Origin of the sequence: Streptomyces cinereospinus (assembly GCF_042430725.1) — a bacterium.
GTDB lineage: Bacteria > Actinomycetota > Actinomycetes > Streptomycetales > Streptomycetaceae > Streptomyces > Streptomyces cinereospinus.
Map to the genome: position 1 here is coordinate 1 of NZ_JBHMCY010000005.1, position 16333 is coordinate 16333.

Consider the following 16333-nt stretch of genomic DNA (forward strand, 5'->3'; position numbering starts at 1 on the left):
GCCCGGCCCGGCGGGCGGCCCGCCGGGCGGCCTCGGCGCGGCACTCGCCGACGGCCTCGGCGGGCAGCCCGCCCGGCGCCACGTCCCAGGGCTCCACGCAGCCGCCGTCGAGCACGTCGACCTCGCCGACGCCCGCGGCCGACAGCAGCGCGGCCACCGTGGCGCCCACCCGGCCCGCGCCCCGTACCTGCACGCGCAGGGAGCGGCGGGCGGCGAGGCGGTCGATCGCGTCACCCGGTTCGGCGGTGGTCAGGGACAGCGTGGCCAGGTCCGGGCGGAGCCGGTCGTGAACGGCTTGCTTGCCGCGCAGGGCGTCCGCGGCCGGGCCGCCGCCCTTGGCGTCGTCGAGGAGTCCGCACCGCGCCAGCCGCCGGACCAGTTCGTCGACGTGGCCGTCGGGCAGGTCCATCCGGCGGCCCTCCTCGCGCAGCAGCGGCAGACCGCGGGTGCCGTTGAGCAGCTCCAGGAAGCTTCCCGTCGCGGTGTCCATCGGACCCAGCGTCATGGCGTGCGCCGGTGTCATGCCGAACTGCACGGTGTGGAGGTCGCGCCAGCCGCGCCGCAGCGCGGGTTTCACCATCGGATGCATGACAGCCCCCGTCGTCAGCAATGCCCCTGAATGTCACTGTTCGTCGGCTGGACGGCCGGGCTGGTCCGACCCGGGCGTGGTCGCGCCGACGAGTGCCAGCATGCCCGGCCCGGCGGTGCGGCGCCGAAAGTTGTCCACAGGCGGGGGAGGTTTGTCGTACATATCAGACGCCCGGTGGCGGATCGGCATCGAACCGTCCCGGACCCGGGACTTCCCGCGTGCGCAGCGGGTAACGTCGGGGCGTGTCCGCCGACCCACTGCACCGCGCCGGAGCGCCGCAGCGCAGCACGACGAGCCCGCCGCCGAGCGGCTCGGGGGCGAGCGCGATCGAGGTGCGCCGCAGTGCCCGTCGACGCCGGACGGTATCCGCGTACCGCGAGGGCGATCGCACCGTCGTACTCATCCCCGCCCGGATGTCCGAGGCGGAGGAGCGGCGCTGGGTGACCGTCATGCTCGACAAACTGGCCGCCCAGGAGAGCAAGCGGGTGCTGGGCGACGCCGAACTGACCGAGCGCGCCGAGCGGCTGTCCGCGCAGTACTTCGACGGCCGCGCACGGCCCGCCTCGGTGCGCTGGGTCACCAACCAGAACACGCGCTGGGGGTCGTGCACGCCGGCCGAGGGCAGCATCCGCCTGTCGCACCGGCTCCAGGGCATGCCCGAGTACGTGGTCGACTACGTGCTGGTCCACGAGCTGGCGCATCTGCTGGTGCCCGGGCACGGGCCGCGCTTCTGGCGGCTGCTGGAGGCGTATCCGCGCACCGAGCGGGCCCGGGGATACCTGGAGGGTGTGGTCGCCGCCGACCGGCTGCCGCACCTGCCCGCCGCGCGCGGGGAGTGACCCCCGCGCGGAGCCTGTGCTGGGGGGATGGCTGAGAAAGAGGTTGTGTACCGGGTCTGTACCGACTTCGTCCAGTGTCCGAGTTTGCCGTTAGCCTGGCGCGACGCACTCGCACTTCGGGATGGGGGACGGTCGTTACGCATGGCCAGGGAATTCCAACGCGGCCACAAGGCCAGGATCAGTGACCTCACCGCGGGCACGGATCTGTACGTAGGCGTGCAGATCTCGGCCCCGGGACTGACCTTCGACATCAGCTGCTTCGGCCTGGACGCCGACGAACGGCTTTCGGACGACCGGTACTTCGTCTTCTTCAACCAGCCCAAGTCCCCCGAGGAGTCCATCCAGCTGCTGGGTGCCCAGGCGGGCGACACGGAGTCCTTCCGGGTCACGCTGGACAGGATCCCGCCGCAGATCCAGAAGCTGTCCTTCACGGCGACCATCGACGGTGCCGGGCAGATGTCGCAGATCGATCCCGGGTACATCCGTATCGTCGCGGGTGGTCAGGAGGTGGCCCGGTACGCGTTCGACGGCTCGGAGTTCACCACCGAACGAGCCGTGATGCTGGGCGACTTCTACCTCAAGGACGTGTGGCGGTTCGCGGCCGTCGGACAGGGCTTCGACGGCGGCCTGGAGGCGCTGCTGAGGAACTTCGGCGGCGAGGTGCTCGAAGAGGAGGCGCCGGCCGAGCCGGAGCCCCGGACCGGCGCCGCTCCCGGCTTCGCCCCGCCCGCCCAGGCCTCCGCGCCCCCCGCGTTCGGCGTCCCGACCGGACCCGCCCCGACGCCTGCCCCGGCCCCCACGCCCGCCGCGCAAAGCTTCGCGCCGCCCGCCGGCGCCACCCCGCCCCCGGCCCTCGCGCCGACGCCCCAGGTGCACAGCGCGCCCACCGTCGTCGCGCCCATGACCCCGCCCGCCGGCTCCCCGGTACCGCCGCCCGCCCCGGCCCCCGCGCCGCCCCACGGCGGCCAGCAGCAGCCCCCGTACGGTCAGCCGGCCCCGCAGCAGCCGCCGTACGGACAGCAGGCCCCCTACGGCCAGACCGCTCCGCTGACCCCGGGCTACGCCCAGCCGCCCGCCCCGCAGGCGCCCACGCCGCCTCCCGGGTACGGGCAGCCGACCCCGCCCCCGGGCCACGGCCAGCAGGCCCCCTACGGCGCGCCGCAGGGCGCGCCCCAGGTGCCCGGTGTCGCCGGCGCGTTGCAGCAGTTCAAGGAGACGCCCACCGGTCAGCGCTGGACGCAGCAGAACAAGAAGCTGGTCCGCGTGGACCTCGGCGTCGGCGGTCAGCCCGTGCTGGCCCGGCAGGGCAGCATGGTGCTCTACCAGGGCAAGGTCGACTTCAGCTACAAGGGCGCCGGGTTCACCGGCCGGATCGTGGGCAACGCGACCGGCCAGGAGATGCAGCTGATGCGCTGCACGGGCCAGGGGCAGGTCTTCCTCGCCGAGAACTCCACGATGCTGCACCCCATCGAACTCCAGGGCGACGGCATCTGCGTCTCCGCCGAGAACGTCCTCGCCTTCGACGAGAGCCTCCAGTACGAGGTCCGCCGGATCGAGGGCCACGGCATCCCCGGTGGCGCGCTGTTCACCATGCAGTTCACCGGCACCGGCACCATCGTCGTCAAGACGCACGGCACTCCCGTGGTGCTGCCGGTCACGCCGACGACGTTCGCCGACTGCAACGCAGTGGTCGCCTGGTCCGCCGCCTCCCAGGTGGTGGTCTCCAGCCAGGTGCGGATGCGCCGCAACGCCTACCCGGGCGACACCGGGGAGAGCGTCAACCTGCAGTTCCGCGGCGCGCCCGGCAACTTCGTCGTCGTCCAGCCGTACGAGATCTGAGGGAGAGCCCGTCATGAACCAGCCGCTCGCGGGCTACGCCCCCGCACCCGTCTCCGCCCGGATGGAGAACCACGGCAACCACATGCTGAAGGTCGCCCTGCAGACCGGGCACGACCTCCTCGCGCGCGTGGGGTCGATGGTCGCCTACGAGGGCTTCATCCAGTACGAGCCCAACCCGCCGGCCGTGCGCCAGGTCGCCCGCGACTGGGTGACCGGCGAGGGCGCGCCCCTGATGAAGTGCTCCGGCGACGGCCTGCTCTACCTCGCCGACTACGGCGCCAACGTCGTCGTCATCAACCTCAACGGCGACGGCATCTCCGTCAACGCCACCAACCTGCTGGCCTTCGACGCCCACCTCACCTGGGGCGTCGAGCGGGTCAAGGGGCTGGCGAAGTTCGCCGGCCAGGGCCTGTGGAACACCCGGATCTCCGGGCAGGGCTGGGTCGCGCTGACCTCCCGGGGCAAGCCGATCGTCGTCGACTGCGGTGGCGGTGAGAACGAGACCTACGTCGACCCGGACGCGCTGGTCGCCTGGTCCCCGAACCTCAAGGTGAAGGGCAAGCGCAGCTTCAAGGCGCAGTCGCTGATCGGCCGGGGCAGCGGCGAGGTCTACCAGATGGCCTTCTCCGGCGAGGGCATCGTCGTCGTCCAGCCCAGCGAGGACAGCACCGACCGACTCCGGGTCCGGGGCTGAGGGGGAGCACCACACCATGCAGAGTCCGCTTTTCGCCTACAACGACCAGCAGACCCAGGAGCGCTGGAGCCTGCAGAACAAGCAGATGCTGCGCGTCGCCCTGGAGGGCCACGACGACATCCTGGCCCGCAAGGGCACCATGGTCGCCTACCAGGGACTGGTCGAGTTCGACGCCGAGTACCAGGGCAACAGCCAGTCGCGCTCGCGGGCGCGCACCGGTGAGGGCCTGGACCTGATGCGCTGCCACGGGCAGGGCACCGTCTACCTCGCCAACCTCAAGCAGCACGTCCACCTCATGGACGTGGACCAGGACGGCCTCACCGTCGACAGCAGCTACGTCCTGGCCATGGACTCCTCGCTGCACCACGAGGTCATCGCCGTCGACAGCCTCTACGGCATCTCCGGCTCCGGCAAGTACCAGCTCAACATCACCGGCCGCGGCCGGGTCGCCCTGATGACCTCGGGCATGCCGCTGCTGATGCAGGTGACGCCGGACAAGTACGTCAACTGCGACGCCGACGCGATCGTCGCCTGGTCCACCGCGCTGCGCGTGCAGATGCAGGCCCAGACGCACTCCTCGGGGGTGTGGCGACGCCGCGGCAACACCGGCGAGGGCTGGGAGCTCAGCTTCATGGGCACCGGCTACGTGCTGGTCCAGCCCAGCGAGCTGCTGCCGCCGCAGAACGCCGTCATCGGGCAGGGCGCCGCCGCGCAGTTCGGCATGGGCCAGCAGGGGGCGCGCGGACAGAACCAGGGCAACGCCTGGAACTGACCGTCCGGAAAGCAAACGTAAGGGGCGGCCGCCCATGCGGCCGCCCCTTACCCGTGGCCGAGCGCCCGGCCGACGGCCACAGCCGCCCGGCCGGAGGTCACAGCCGCGCGCGGGCCGCCTCCAGCAGCCGTACCACCGACTCGTCGGCCACCTTCGCGACCTCGTCGTACCCGAACCAGCGCAGGTCAAGCGACTCGTCGCTGATCGCCGTGACGGCTCCGGCCGGGGCCAGCGCCGCGTACTGGACGTCCAGGTGCCAGGCGCACGGCGTGAGATGCCGGTCCAGCCGCACCGGGCCGCCGGGCAGCAGGGACAGTCCCGTGATCCCCGACTCCTCGGTGCCCTCGCGCAGGGCGGCGGCCGCCAGGCCGGCGTCCCCCGGCTCGCAGTGGCCGCCCATCTGCAGCCACATGCGCAGCTTGCGGTGCAGGGTCAGCAGGACACGGCCGTGTTCCGGGTCGATCACCAGGGCGCTCGCCGTGATGTGACCGTCCGCGCAGGCCTTCCACATGCCGTCCGGATGCGCCGACAGGTGCTCCAGAAAGGTCTGCCGCAGCTCCTGCTGGTCTTCGTAGCCCTTGAGTACGAGGACCGCGTCGTCGTGCAGGCTCACTCCGCGCCGTCGCCCTTGGCCTCGCCGGTGTCCCCGCCCTCGTCGCCCTGGTCGCCCTGGTCCTTCTTCCTGAGGTCCGGCTTGTCCGCGGCCTCGCCGAGCATCCTGTCCAGCTCGGAGAAGTCCAGCTGCTCGCGGTGCACGAAGCCGTCCGGGTCGTCCAGGTCGTGCGCGGTCGGCAGCATGTCCGGGTGGGCCCACAGGCCGTCCCGGCCGTCGACACCACGCGCGTCCGTGAGGGACGCCCACAGGCGGGAGGCGTCGCGCAGCCGGCGCGGACGCAGCTCCAGACCGATGAGCGTGGCGAACGTCTGCTCGGCCGGGCCGCCCGTGGCACGGCGCCGGCGCAGGGTCTCGCGCAGCGCGTCGGCGGACGACAGACGCGGCTTGGCGGCCGCGTGCACCACGGCGTCCACCCAGCCCTCCACGAGCGCCAGGGCCGTCTCCAGACGGGCCAGCGCCGCCTTCTGCTCCGGTGTGTCCTCCGGCTGGAACATGCCCTGCTGCAGCGCGTCCTGCAACTGCTCGGGGTTCTGCGGGTCGAACTGGCCGACCACGTCCTCCAGCTTGGCCGTGTCGACCTTGATCCCGCGCGCGTACCCGTCGACCGCGCCGAACAGGTGCGAGCGCAGCCACGGCACGTGGGCGAACAGGCGCTGGTGGGCGGCCTCGCGCAGGGCGAGATACAGCCGCACCTCCTCCTTGGGCACGCCCAGGTCCTTGCCGAACGCCTCCACGTTCACCGGCAGCAGCGCGGCCTTGCCGGCCGGGCCGAGCGGCAGGCCGATGTCGGTGGAGCCGACGACCTCGCCCGCGAGCACGCCCACGGCCTGCCCGATCTGCGTGCCGAACATCGCGCCGCCCATCGAGCGCATCATGCCGATCAGCGGGCCGGCCATGGCCTGCATCTCCTCCGGCAGGACGTCGCCCATGGCGGCGCCGACGCGCTCGGCGACCGGATCGACGAGCTCCTGCCAGGCGGGCAGGGTCGCCTCGACCCACTCCGCGCGGCTCCAGGCCACCGCGGAGGCCGCGCCGGACGGCAGGGACGTGGCGTCGTCCAGCCACAGGTCGGCCAGGCGGACGGCCTCCTGGACGGTGCTGCGCTCGGCGGGGCCGACGCTCGCGTCCTTCGTGCCGTCCGAGGTGCCCTGGGAGACCGTCTGGCGGGCGATCTGCTTGGCCATGTCCCAGTTCACCGGGCCGCCCTCGTAGGAGAGCATCTGGCCCAGCTGCTGGAACGCGGCGCCCAGGTCGGTGGGGTTCAGCGAACCGAACATGGCAGCGAGCGGATTGTCCGCACCGGGGCCACCAAAGCCTCCGGCACCGGGCAGCCCGCCGAATCCGAACGGGTTGGCCGGTCCCTGACCACCACCGCTCTGCTGGTCCTTCTTCTTGCCCTCGTCGCCGTCTTCCGGCTCCTCCGGCGGAAGGCCGAATCCGAATGGGGTGTCACTCACGGGATTCCTCGGCTGGTAAGGCCGCCGGTTCTCCCGACGGCGCGACTGCCCGACAACACCACCCAGCCTAGACACCCGGAACGGTTAGGGCCTCGGTGCTTCGCCGACTCGCGGGCTGCGGCAGGATGGATGCCACCTGGTACGTACGCGTCACTCGCGCTCGTATGTGAAGACAACCGCTGGAGACACCCGGTGAGTTCCCCAGATCCGCAGGTTCGCGCAGCGCGAAACCTCTCAGCCACTCCCGCCCTGCGCGGGCCCGTCGTCGCGGTCACCGGCGCAGCCTCCGGCGTGGGCGCCCTGCTCACCGCCCGGCTGGCCGCGTCCGAGGAGATCAAGCAGGTCATCGCCATCGACGAGCGGCGCGGCGAGTGCGCACAGGCGCGGTGGCACATCCTCGACGTGCGGGACCCGGCGATCGCCGAGAAGCTGCGCGGCGCGGACGTGGTCGTGCACCTGGCGCTCGACCTGGACCTGGAGACGGACGCCGCCGCCCGGACGGCGTACAACGTCCGGGGGACGCAGACCGTGCTGACCGCCGCCGCGGCGGCCGGGGTGCACCGGGTGGTGCTGTGCACGTCCGCGATGGTCTACGGGGCGCTGCCGGACAACGAGCTGCCGCTGTCGGAGGACGCCGAGCTGCGGGCGACGGCGGAGGCCACCGGGGTCGGTGACCTGCTGGAGATCGAGCGGCTGGCGCGGCGGGCGCCGCGCGCGCATCCGGGGCTCAACGTCACCGTGGTGCGCCCCGCCGTCCTGGTGGGCGGCACGGACACCGCGCTGACCAGGTACTTCGAGTCCCCTCGGCTGCTGGTCGTCGCCGGGTCGCGGCCGGCCTGGCAGTTCTGCCACGTCGAGGACCTGTGCAGCGCGCTGGAGTACGCCGCCCTGGAGAAGGTCGACGGGGAGCTCGCGGTGGGCTGCGAGGGGTGGCTGGAGCAGGAGGAGGTCGAGGAGCTGAGCGGCATCCGGCGGATGGAGCTGCCGTCGGCGGTGGCCCTGGGGGCGGCGGCCCGGCTGCACCGGATCGGGCTGACGCCGTCCCCGGCGGGGGACCTGGCGTACACGATGTACCCCTGGGTGATCAGCGGAAGCCGGCTGCACGACGCCGGGTGGCGGGCGCGGTGGACCAACGAGGAGGTGCTCGCCGAGCTGCTGGAGGAGGTCTCCGGGCGGCACACGGTGGCCGGGCGGCGGCTGGGCCGCAAGGACGCGACGGCCGCGGGCGCCGCGGGCGCGACGGTCGCGCTGCTGGGTGCGGCGGCCGTGGTGCGGCGGGCCCGCAAGGCCCGGCGCCGGCTGTGAGGCCCGGGGCCGGTCCGGCGCCGGACCGGCAGGCACGCCGGCCTTCTGGTCCGGCAGCCCGCTGCAGGGGACTTAGGCGCCCCCGCGCGCGTGCCGGGCGACAGCGCTGTTCCGCGTCCTGACGCGCGTGCGGCACGATGGACCCATGGCAGCCAGCAACGAGCACCCCGGTGAGCAGGGCGCACAGGAGCCCATCAAACTGATCGGCATCCGCGACACGCCGCTCTCCCTCGACGAGGTGTTCCGGGCGGTCGGGGACGCCGCCGCCGGAGGGACCGCCCTGTTCGTGGGGACCGTGCGGAACCACGACGGGGGTGCCGACGTCGACGAGCTCGGGTACTCCTGTCACCCGAGCGCCGAGGCCGAGATGCGGCGCGTCGCCGAGAAGGTCGTCGCCGAGTACCCGGTGCGCGCACTGGCCGCCGTCCACCGTGTGGGGGACCTGAGGGTCGGGGACCTCGCCGTCGTGGTCGGTGTGTCGTGCCCGCACCGCGGAGAGGCCTTCGAAGCCTGCCGGAAGCTGATCGACGACCTCAAGCACGAGGTGCCGATCTGGAAGCACCAGAGGTTCTCCGACGGCACCGAGGAGTGGGTGGGCGCCTGCTGACCCGCCGGCCGGGCGACTCCGGTTGCGTAACCGCACCCCTGCGATGAGCGTTGTCACTGCGGACGGTTAATCTGCTGATCAGTTTGCGGACGCTCTTGGGGTTGGAGGTCGGCATGGCGGCGCTCGCCTGGTTGCTGATTCCGCTTGTGGCTGCTGTCGGCGCGGGACTGTGGGGCAGTTGGGCCAACAGGACCCGCAGGGCCCGAAGCGACGGCCCCGAGCTGGACGGCTACGCACGCTTCTGCGCGGCGATGGAGAAGTCCCACACCGGTCCGTGACCCGCCGGTTCGCGGCACCATCCGTGGCACCACCGGTCCGTGGCCCCGTGCGGCCGCCCTGACGGTGCGCTGACGGAGGCGTCCCGTAGTGTCGTGACATGCCACGCCGCACCGCGACGATGCTCGCCTCCACCCTGATGCTGATCGCGCTCCTGTGCGCGGGAGTGCTCATCCGCGTGCCGTACGCGGAGATGTCCCCGGGGCCGACGGTGAACACGCTGGGGGACCACGACGGCGAGCCGGTGCTGCAGGTCGCCGGGCACAGGACCTACCCGACGGACGGCCACCTCAACATGACCACCGTCCGGGTCACCAGCGCCGACTACCGGATGAACCTGGTCGAGGCGGTCTACGGCTGGCTGGCCCACGACAACAAGGTCGTCCCGCACGAGACCCTGTACCCGGACGGCAAGACGGAGGAGGAGTCCACCCAGGAGAACGCCGAGGAGTTCTCCCAGTCCCAGGAGAGCGCCAAGGTCGCCGCCCTGAAGGAGCTCGGCATCGAGGTGGAGTCCTGGGTGATCGTCTCCACCGTCGTCAAGGACTCCCCGGCCCAGGGCCGGCTGCACGCCGGTGACGTGATCAAGGCCGTCGACGGCGCGGCGGTGAAGGCCCCCGCGGACGTGGCCGAGCTGGTGACCCGGCACGAGCCGGGCGAGGACGTCGTCTTCACGGTCGTGCCCGCCAAGGAGCAGGCCGCCGCCGAGAAGGAGAACCGGCAGCCGTTGAAGACGGAGAAGGTCACGATCACCACCGCCGCCTCCGACGACGCCGGCGCCAAGCGCGCCGTGGTCGGGATCTCGGCCGGCACCGACCACACCTTCCCGTTCACCGTCGACATCAAGCTCGCCGACGTGGGCGGCCCGAGCGCCGGCCTGATGTTCGCGCTCGGCATCTACGACAAGCTCACGCCGGGGTCCCTCACCGGCGGCGCGTTCGTCGCCGGCACCGGCACGATCGACGACGACGGCACGGTCGGCCCGATCGGCGGCGTCGAGATGAAGACCGTCGGCGCACGCGGCAAGGGCGCCCAGTACTTCCTGACGCCCGCCGACAACTGCGCGGCCGCCGCCAAGGACATCCCCGAGGGCCTCACCCTGGTCGAGGTCGGCACCATCGACGACGCCCTCGGCGCCCTGCGGGACATCCGCGACGGCGACACCGCCGACCTGCCGAAGTGCACCACGGGCGGCTGACCCCGAGCCGCGGCCGCATGCCGAACAGTGAGCGGCCCGGTGACCGTCGCGCCACCTTGCCGTGCACCGGAACACGCGGGTGCGCGCCCACTGCCGTGCACCGGAACACGCGGGCACGCGCCCATTGCCGTGTACCGGACACGCGGGCACGCGCCCATTGCTGTGTACCGGGCCGGGCCCGCCCTCCTGCTGTGTACCGGGCCCCCGGGGCGCGCCCCCACTGCCGCAGCGGAAGCCGCAGCGCAGCGCCTCAGTCCGCGAAGGTGGCCGCCAGCGCCTCCGCCAGGCCCGGCACCAGCGCGGAGCCGGTGAGGACCTCCGTCGGGGAATCCTTCTCCCGCAGCCGCAGGGCCGACTCGCGCGCGCCGTCGCGCAGCACCGCGACCGTCATGCGGACCTCCTGGCGCTCCGGATGCCGGGCGACCCACTGGGCGAGCGCGGCCTCGTCCAGATCGTCGGGGACCTGGGCCTCGGCGGACGGCGGCAGCATCAGCCGCTCCACCGTGAGCGCGCAGCCGGCCACCGCCTCGGGCCAGGCGATGGTGCCGAGGAACTCGTCGAGCGGCTTGTCCGTTGGAATCTCGTCCTGCTCGATCGGGGTGAGACCGGCGGCGTCCGGCTCGTCACCCAGGCCGAGCTGCGCCGCCAGCGCGGGTTCCTGGGCCCGCAGCTGTGCGGTGTCTACGAGGGCGAAGAGGCGTGCGGGCTGGTCCCAGCCGAGGCCGGAGGCGTACTCGTCGATCTCGAGCACGGCCCGGGTGAGCGGGCTCGCCGCCATGGGTGTGTTGGACATGGTCACAATCCTGCCTCGTTCCCGCCCGGAATCGGGAACCGAGTAAAGCGTGAGTAAGTTGCATAGGTGAGGGCCTACGATCACGGGGCCCAAGGACGGCCCGCGAAAACGGGGGCCTGACAGACCAACAGCGATTTTCGAGGTGCCACCTTGGCTTTCCAGATGCCGGACCGCGGCGGAGGCCCGACGGGGCCACGGATCAGAGTGGGCCGCCCGTCCCGGCGTGTCCGGACCCTGCTCATGACGCTCGGCGTCCTCGCCGTGCTCGCCATGGCGTTCACCATGTTCGCGGGTTTCTGGACGGACTGGCTCTGGTACCGGTCGGTGAAGTACTCGTCCGTCTTCACCACCACCCTGTGGACCAAGATCGGGCTCTTCTTCGTCTTCGGCCTGCTCATGGCCGTCGCCGTCGGGTTCAACATCTGGCTGGCGCACCGGCTGCGTCCCCCGCTGAGCGCGATGTCGATGGAGCAGCAGAGCCTCGACCGGTACCGGATGGGCATCGCGCCGTACAAGAAGTGGCTGCTGCTCGGGATCACCGCCCTGGTGGGCCTGATCGCCGGCGCGTCCGCGTCCGGGCAGTGGCGGACCTGGCTGATGTGGGTCAACGGCGTGCCGTTCGGCCAGGAGGACCCGCAGTTCAAGCTGGACGTCGCGTTCTACGCCTTCGACCTGCCCTGGTACCGCTTCCTGCTCGGCTTCGGCTTCGCCGCCGCGATCCTCTCCCTGATCGCCGCCGCGCTCACCCACTACCTGTACGGCGGGCTGCGCGTCACCAGCCCGGGGGCGCGCGCCACGGCCGCAGCGACCGGCCACCTGTCGGTGCTCATCGGCATCTTCGTCGCCCTGAAGGCGGTCGCCTACTGGCTCGACCGGTACGGCCTGGCGGTGAAGTCCAGCGACTTCAAGGCCACGGACAACTGGACGGGCCTGCGGTACGTCGACGCCAACGCCTACCTGCCGGCCAAGACGATCCTGTTCTGCATCGCCGTCATCTGCGCCCTGCTGTTCTTCTCCACGATCTGGCGGCGCACCTGGCAGCTGCCGCTGATCGGCTTCGGCCTGATGGTGCTCTCGGCGATCCTGATCGGCGGGCTGTACCCGGCGATCGTGCAGAAGTTCCAGGTCCAGCCGAACGAGCAGGCCAAGGAGGCCCCGTACGTCGAGAAGAACCTCGCGGCGACGCGTGAGGCGTACGGCATCGACGGCACGCAGGTCACCGAGTACTCGGGCACGGCGGCCACCGAGGACGCCGGCCAGCTGCGGGACGACGTCGCCTCCACGGCGAGCATCCGCATCATGGACCCGAACATCATCTCGCCGACCTTCCAGCAGCTCCAGCAGATGCGGAAGTACTACGCGTTCCCGACCAACCTGGACGTCGACCGCTACAGCGCGGACGGCAGGGAGCAGGACACGGTCATCGGTCTGCGCGAGCTGAACTACGCGGGCATCGACAAGAAGAACTGGATCAACAACCACTTCCGCTACACCCACGGCTACGGCGCGGTCGCCGCGGAGGGCACCTCCGTGGACTCCGAGGGCCGCCCGGTCTTCACCGAGTCCGACCTGCCGTCCAAGGGCCAGCTCGGCACGTACGAGCAGCGGATCTACTACGGCGAGAAGACCAACACGTACTCCATCGTCGGCGGTCCCCAGAACGAGATCGACTACTCCGACGACAGCGGTGAGAAGACCTACAGCTACGAGGGCAAGAGCGGTGTCAACCTCGACAACCCGATGAACCGGGCCGCCTACGCCGTGGCGCTCAACGAGCCGCAGATCCTCTACTCGGGCGCGATCGGCGAGGGTTCGCGGATCCTGTACAACCGCACGCCCAAGGAGCGCGTCGAGGCGGTCGCCCCCTGGCTGACCATCGACGGCGACGCCTACCCGGCGGTCGTGAACCACCGGATCCAGTGGATCGTCGACGCGTACACGACCACGAACGGGTACCCGTACGCCTCGCGGACGACCCTGGGCGACACCACCGCGGACTCGCTGACCGCGACCAACGACCAGCGCGCGGTGGTGGCCCAGCAGAACCAGGTCAACTACATCCGCAACTCGGTGAAGGCGACCGTCGACGCCTACACCGGTGAGGTCAGGCTCTACCAGTGGGACACCCAGGACCCGGTCCTGAAGACCTGGATGAAGGCGTTCCCGGACACCGTCCAGCCCAAGAGCGCGATCTCGGCCGACCTGATGGCCCATCTGCGGTACCCGCAGGACCTGTTCAAGGTCCAGCGCGAGCTGCTGACCCGCTACCACGTGAAGGACGCCGACACCTTCCTGAGCGGCAGCGAGGTGTGGCAGGTGCCGGACGACCCGACCAACAAGTCGGGTGACGCGGTGCCGCCGTACTACCTCAGCATGAAGATGCCCGACCAGCAGGAGCAGGCGTTCTCGCTGACGACGACCTTCACGCCGAACGGCCGGGACAACCTCAGCGCGTTCATGGCGGTCGACGCCGAGGCGGGCAAGAGCGACTACGGCAAGATCAGAATCCTGAAACTGCCGACCAGCACCACGGTCAACGGGCCCAAGCAGGTGCAGAGCCAGTTCAACTCCGAACAGGACATCGCCGAGTCCATCAGGCTGCTGAGAGGCGGCGACTCCGAGGTGGAGTACGGCAACCTCCTGACGGTGCCCCTGGACGGCGGTCTGCTCTACGTGGAGCCGGTCTACGTCCGTGGCGGCGGGCTCCAGTACCCGCTGCTGCGCAAGGTGCTGGTCAGCTACGGCGGCAACACCGCGTTCGAGGACACCCTCGACGAGGCCCTCAACAAGGTGTTCGGGGCGGAGGGTTCGACCCCGCCGCCGGACGAGGACACCGGTGAGGACGACGGCGACACCACGACCCCGCCGCCGACGAGTGACAACCCGACCGTCCAGGAGGCGCTCAACGACGCCCAGAAGGCCTTCGAGTCCGGCCAGGAGGCGTTGAAGAACGGCGACTGGGAGGCGTACGGGAAGGCGCAGGCGGACCTGGAGGCGGCGCTGCGGCGGGCCGAGGAGGCGCAGTCGCGGGCCGGCGGCTCCGGCGGTACGGGCAACGGTGCGACCAGCAGCCCGAGTCCTGCGGGCAGCCCCAGTCCCACCGGCAGCGCCAGTCCCGGCAGCACCCCGCAGAGCGGCTGATCGAACAGCTCCTCCCGCGTCGTGGTACGGTTGCCGAACAACGACGCGGGGTGGAGCAGCTCGGTAGCTCGCTGGGCTCATAACCCAGAGGTCGCAGGTTCAAATCCTGTCCCCGCTACGGAAGCCGATGTGACGTCGGCAAGGCGAAGGCCCGGATCCTCCAAGGATCCGGGCCTTCGTGGTGTGCGAACGCATGTGCCGGCACGGCGTATCGCCGTGCCGCCGTGGGGAGTTGGGCAATCTGTGTTTGACTTGTCTCTCTGTGGGCATGTCGACAAAACGCTGAAGTGACCTCACTGGCTGCGGTATACCAGGTGTACCCAGGTTGCAGGTGGTGCGACGATGGACGTTATGGGGGACAAGGCAACTCTGTTCGAGACAGGGCGATTTGTGCAGCCTGCCGGTCAGGAGGAGACCCAGGACGAGGCGGGCGAGGCGGCCGAGGAGGCACGTCAGCGGCTCGCCGCCGAGGCCGGTGAGGTCGAGGCGATGAGCGTCCTCGGGGCCATGCTGCTGCGCCGCGGCGATCTCGACGGAGCCGAACCCCATCTGCGCGCCGCGACCGCCGCGGGCGACCGCGCCGCCGCGAACAACCTGGGTGTGCTGCTGCACCAGCGGGGATACGCCGACGAGGCCGCCGGCTGGTGGCGGATCGCCGCCGTCGCCGGCAGCGCCGCCGCCGCGCACGCGCTCGGGCGGCACCACCGGGAGCGGGGCGACGAGCCGGCCGCCGAGTACTGGCTGCGGCAGTCCGCCGAGCAGGGGCACGCCCTGGGGGCGTACGCGCTGGCCGATCTGCTGGAGCACCGGGGCGGCGACGACGCCCAGCAGTGGATGCGGGTCGCCGCCGAGCGGGGGCACCGGGAGGCGGCGTACCGGCTGGCGCGGACGCTCGATCGCAGAGCGGCGCGCGAGGCCGGGGTCCGGGGCGACAACGGTGTCGGGGTGGCGGGGGGAGCCGCCGCGGCGGGTGTCCCTCCGGGGCAGGAGGCCGAGCAGTGGTACCGGCAGGCCGCCGCGCGGGGGCACCGGCGGGCCGCGCTGCACCTCGGCGCGATCCTGGAGAAGCGCGGCGAGCTGAAGGAGGCCGGGCGCTGGTACCTGACCTCCGCCAAGGACGGGGAGCCGCGGGCCGCCTGCGCGCTCGGGTTCCTGCTGCGGGACGCGGGGGACGAGGAGAGCGCCGCCGTGTGGTGGCTGAGGGCCGCGCAGGAGGGCGACGGCAACGCCGCGAACGCGCTGGGCGCGCTGCACGCCGAGCGCGGGCAGACGCAGACGGCCGAGCGGTGGTACCGGGCGGCCATGGACGCCGGGGACGTCAACGGGGCGTACAACCTCGGGCTGCTCTGCGCCGAGCAGGGGCGGACCGGGCCGGCCGAGCAGTGGTACCGGCGTGCCGCGTACGCCGGGCACCGGGAGGCGGCGAACGCGCTGGCGATCCTGCTGCTCCAGGGGGGCGACGAGACCGGCGCGGAGCCGTGGTTCTCCAAGGCGGCGGAGGCGGGGAGCGTCGATGCCGCCTTCAACCTGGGCATCCTCCACGCCAAGCGGGGCGAGGACGCGGCCGCGCTGCGCTGGTACGAGCGGGCGGCGGCCGCCGGACACACCGAGGCGGCGCTGCAGGTCGGCATCGCGCGGCTGCGGGACGGGGACGAGCCGGCGGCCGAGCGGCACCTGCGGTGCGCGGCGGGGGGCGGCAGCGCGGAGGCGGCGTACCGGCTGGCGGCCGTGCTCGACGCCCGGCGGCCGCCGGTGTCGCCGCACGAACTGGGCGAGCCCTCGCACGAGAAGTCCGAGTGCGAGGAGTGGTACGAGCGGGCGGCCACGCAGGGGCATCGGCGGGCGCAGGTGCGGGTGGGGATGCTCGCGGCCGCGCGCGGGGACGTCGTCGAAGCGGCTCGGTGGTACCGCGCGGCCGCCGAGGCGGGGTCGCGGAACGGCGCGTTCAACCTGGGGCTGCTGCTGGCCCGCGAGGGCAGCGAGCCGGAGGCGGCGGTGTGGTGGACGCGCGCCGCCGACGCGGGGCACGGACGGGCCGCGCTGCGGCTCGCCCTCGTCTACACGCGTCGCGGCGAGCTGGCCGAGGGACAGCGCTGGGCGGACCGGGCGGTGTCCCTGGGACCGCGCGAGGTGGCGGAGCGGGCGGCACGGCTGCGGGACGCGCTGCGCGAGGAACTGTCGGCATGACGCCGGTGCCCGGGGTACCT

General features: G+C 72.1%; 14 protein-coding genes and 1 tRNA gene. 11 read left to right on the forward strand and 4 right to left on the reverse strand.

Annotated elements, in window-relative coordinates:
• The coding region (locus tag ACFF45_RS03525; protein WP_381341710.1) for a ThiF family adenylyltransferase at positions 1-589 on the reverse strand (589 nt) is incomplete at its 3' end.
• A 242-nt stretch (positions 590-831) separates the two neighbouring features.
• Between ACFF45_RS03525 and ACFF45_RS03530 the strand changes: the two genes are divergently transcribed.
• From ACFF45_RS03530 to ACFF45_RS03545, 4 genes are all read left to right on the forward strand, one after another.
• Positions 832-1428, forward strand: a complete 597-nt coding sequence (locus ACFF45_RS03530) for a M48 metallopeptidase family protein (RefSeq protein ID WP_381341713.1) — start codon at positions 832-834, stop codon at positions 1426-1428.
• Positions 1429-1569: 141 nt separating this feature from the next.
• The gene (locus tag ACFF45_RS03535) at positions 1570-3267 is read left to right on the forward strand and encodes a TerD family protein (RefSeq protein ID WP_381341716.1); all 1698 of its coding nucleotides are present in this window, start codon (positions 1570-1572) and stop codon (positions 3265-3267) included.
• Between the two features lie 13 nt (positions 3268-3280).
• A complete protein-coding gene (locus ACFF45_RS03540; protein WP_381341717.1) occupies positions 3281-3961 on the forward strand; it encodes an AIM24 family protein in 681 nt (226 codons plus the stop codon).
• Positions 3962-3977: 16 nt separating this feature from the next.
• The gene (locus ACFF45_RS03545; RefSeq protein ID WP_381341719.1) at positions 3978-4733 is read left to right on the forward strand and encodes an AIM24 family protein; all 756 of its coding nucleotides are present in this window, start codon (positions 3978-3980) and stop codon (positions 4731-4733) included.
• A gap of 97 nt (positions 4734-4830) precedes the next feature.
• Here ACFF45_RS03545 and ACFF45_RS03550 read toward each other — a convergent pair whose 3' ends face one another.
• Both ACFF45_RS03550 and ACFF45_RS03555 read right to left on the reverse strand, forming a co-directional pair.
• A complete protein-coding gene (locus ACFF45_RS03550) occupies positions 4831-5346 on the reverse strand; it encodes an NUDIX hydrolase (protein ID WP_381341722.1) in 516 nt (171 codons plus the stop codon).
• On the reverse strand, positions 5343-6806 hold the full coding sequence (locus tag ACFF45_RS03555; RefSeq protein ID WP_381341725.1) for a zinc-dependent metalloprotease: 1464 nt from the start codon (positions 6804-6806) through the stop codon (positions 5343-5345). The genes ACFF45_RS03550 and ACFF45_RS03555 overlap by 4 nt, the downstream gene beginning before the upstream one ends.
• A gap of 192 nt (positions 6807-6998) precedes the next feature.
• Here ACFF45_RS03555 and ACFF45_RS03560 point away from each other — a divergent pair, with 192 nt between their 5' ends.
• The 4 genes from ACFF45_RS03560 to ACFF45_RS03575 all read left to right on the forward strand — a co-directional run bounded on the left by ACFF45_RS03560 (position 6999) and on the right by ACFF45_RS03575 (position 10192).
• A complete protein-coding gene (locus ACFF45_RS03560) occupies positions 6999-8111 on the forward strand; it encodes an SDR family oxidoreductase (protein WP_381341728.1) in 1113 nt (370 codons plus the stop codon).
• Positions 8112-8256: 145 nt separating this feature from the next.
• Positions 8257-8718: a molybdenum cofactor biosynthesis protein MoaE gene (locus tag ACFF45_RS03565; RefSeq protein WP_381341729.1), complete on the forward strand. Its 462-nt coding sequence runs from the start codon at positions 8257-8259 to the stop codon at positions 8716-8718.
• A gap of 83 nt (positions 8719-8801) precedes the next feature.
• Positions 8802-8996: a hypothetical protein gene (locus ACFF45_RS03570; RefSeq protein ID WP_381342079.1), complete on the forward strand. Its 195-nt coding sequence runs from the start codon at positions 8802-8804 to the stop codon at positions 8994-8996.
• A 98-nt stretch (positions 8997-9094) separates the two neighbouring features.
• Complete coding sequence (locus ACFF45_RS03575; protein WP_381341732.1) at positions 9095-10192, forward strand: YlbL family protein; 1098 nt, start codon at positions 9095-9097, stop codon at positions 10190-10192.
• A gap of 250 nt (positions 10193-10442) precedes the next feature.
• On the opposite strand, the gene ACFF45_RS03580 is transcribed toward ACFF45_RS03575, so the two are convergent.
• Positions 10443-10985 carry a PPA1309 family protein gene (locus tag ACFF45_RS03580; protein WP_381341734.1) on the reverse strand — a complete coding sequence of 181 codons (543 nt, stop codon included), beginning with the start codon at positions 10983-10985 and terminating at the stop codon, positions 10443-10445.
• 162 nt (positions 10986-11147) lie between these two features.
• On the opposite strand from ACFF45_RS03580, the gene ACFF45_RS03585 reads away from it, so the two are divergent.
• The 3 genes from ACFF45_RS03585 to ACFF45_RS03595 all read left to right on the forward strand — a co-directional run bounded on the left by ACFF45_RS03585 (position 11148) and on the right by ACFF45_RS03595 (position 16313).
• Positions 11148-14126: a UPF0182 family membrane protein gene (locus ACFF45_RS03585; RefSeq protein ID WP_381342051.1), complete on the forward strand. Its 2979-nt coding sequence runs from the start codon at positions 11148-11150 to the stop codon at positions 14124-14126.
• A 44-nt stretch (positions 14127-14170) separates the two neighbouring features.
• Positions 14171-14244: transfer RNA gene (locus ACFF45_RS03590), tRNA-Met, on the forward strand.
• 224 nt (positions 14245-14468) lie between these two features.
• Positions 14469-16313: a tetratricopeptide repeat protein gene (locus ACFF45_RS03595; RefSeq protein ID WP_381341737.1), complete on the forward strand. Its 1845-nt coding sequence runs from the start codon at positions 14469-14471 to the stop codon at positions 16311-16313.
• Positions 16314-16333 lie beyond the last annotated feature (20 nt).

Excerpts from the sequence above, each read along its gene's own strand:
- ACFF45_RS03535 (WP_381341716.1), top strand. The coding sequence starts at position 1,570 with ATGGCCAGGGAATTCCAACGCGGCCACAAGGCCAGGATCAGTGACCTC.
- ACFF45_RS03595 (WP_381341737.1), top strand. The coding sequence starts at position 14,469 with ATGGACGTTATGGGGGACAAGGCAACTCTGTTCGAGACAGGGCGATTT.
- ACFF45_RS03580 (WP_381341734.1), bottom strand. The coding sequence starts at position 10,985 with ATGTCCAACACACCCATGGCGGCGAGCCCGCTCACCCGGGCCGTGCTC.
- ACFF45_RS03575 (WP_381341732.1), top strand. The coding sequence starts at position 9,095 with ATGCCACGCCGCACCGCGACGATGCTCGCCTCCACCCTGATGCTGATC.
- ACFF45_RS03585 (WP_381342051.1), top strand. The coding sequence starts at position 11,148 with ATGCCGGACCGCGGCGGAGGCCCGACGGGGCCACGGATCAGAGTGGGC.
- ACFF45_RS03540 (WP_381341717.1), top strand. The coding sequence starts at position 3,281 with ATGAACCAGCCGCTCGCGGGCTACGCCCCCGCACCCGTCTCCGCCCGG.
- ACFF45_RS03545 (WP_381341719.1), top strand. The coding sequence starts at position 3,978 with ATGCAGAGTCCGCTTTTCGCCTACAACGACCAGCAGACCCAGGAGCGC.
- ACFF45_RS03565 (WP_381341729.1), top strand. The coding sequence starts at position 8,257 with ATGGCAGCCAGCAACGAGCACCCCGGTGAGCAGGGCGCACAGGAGCCC.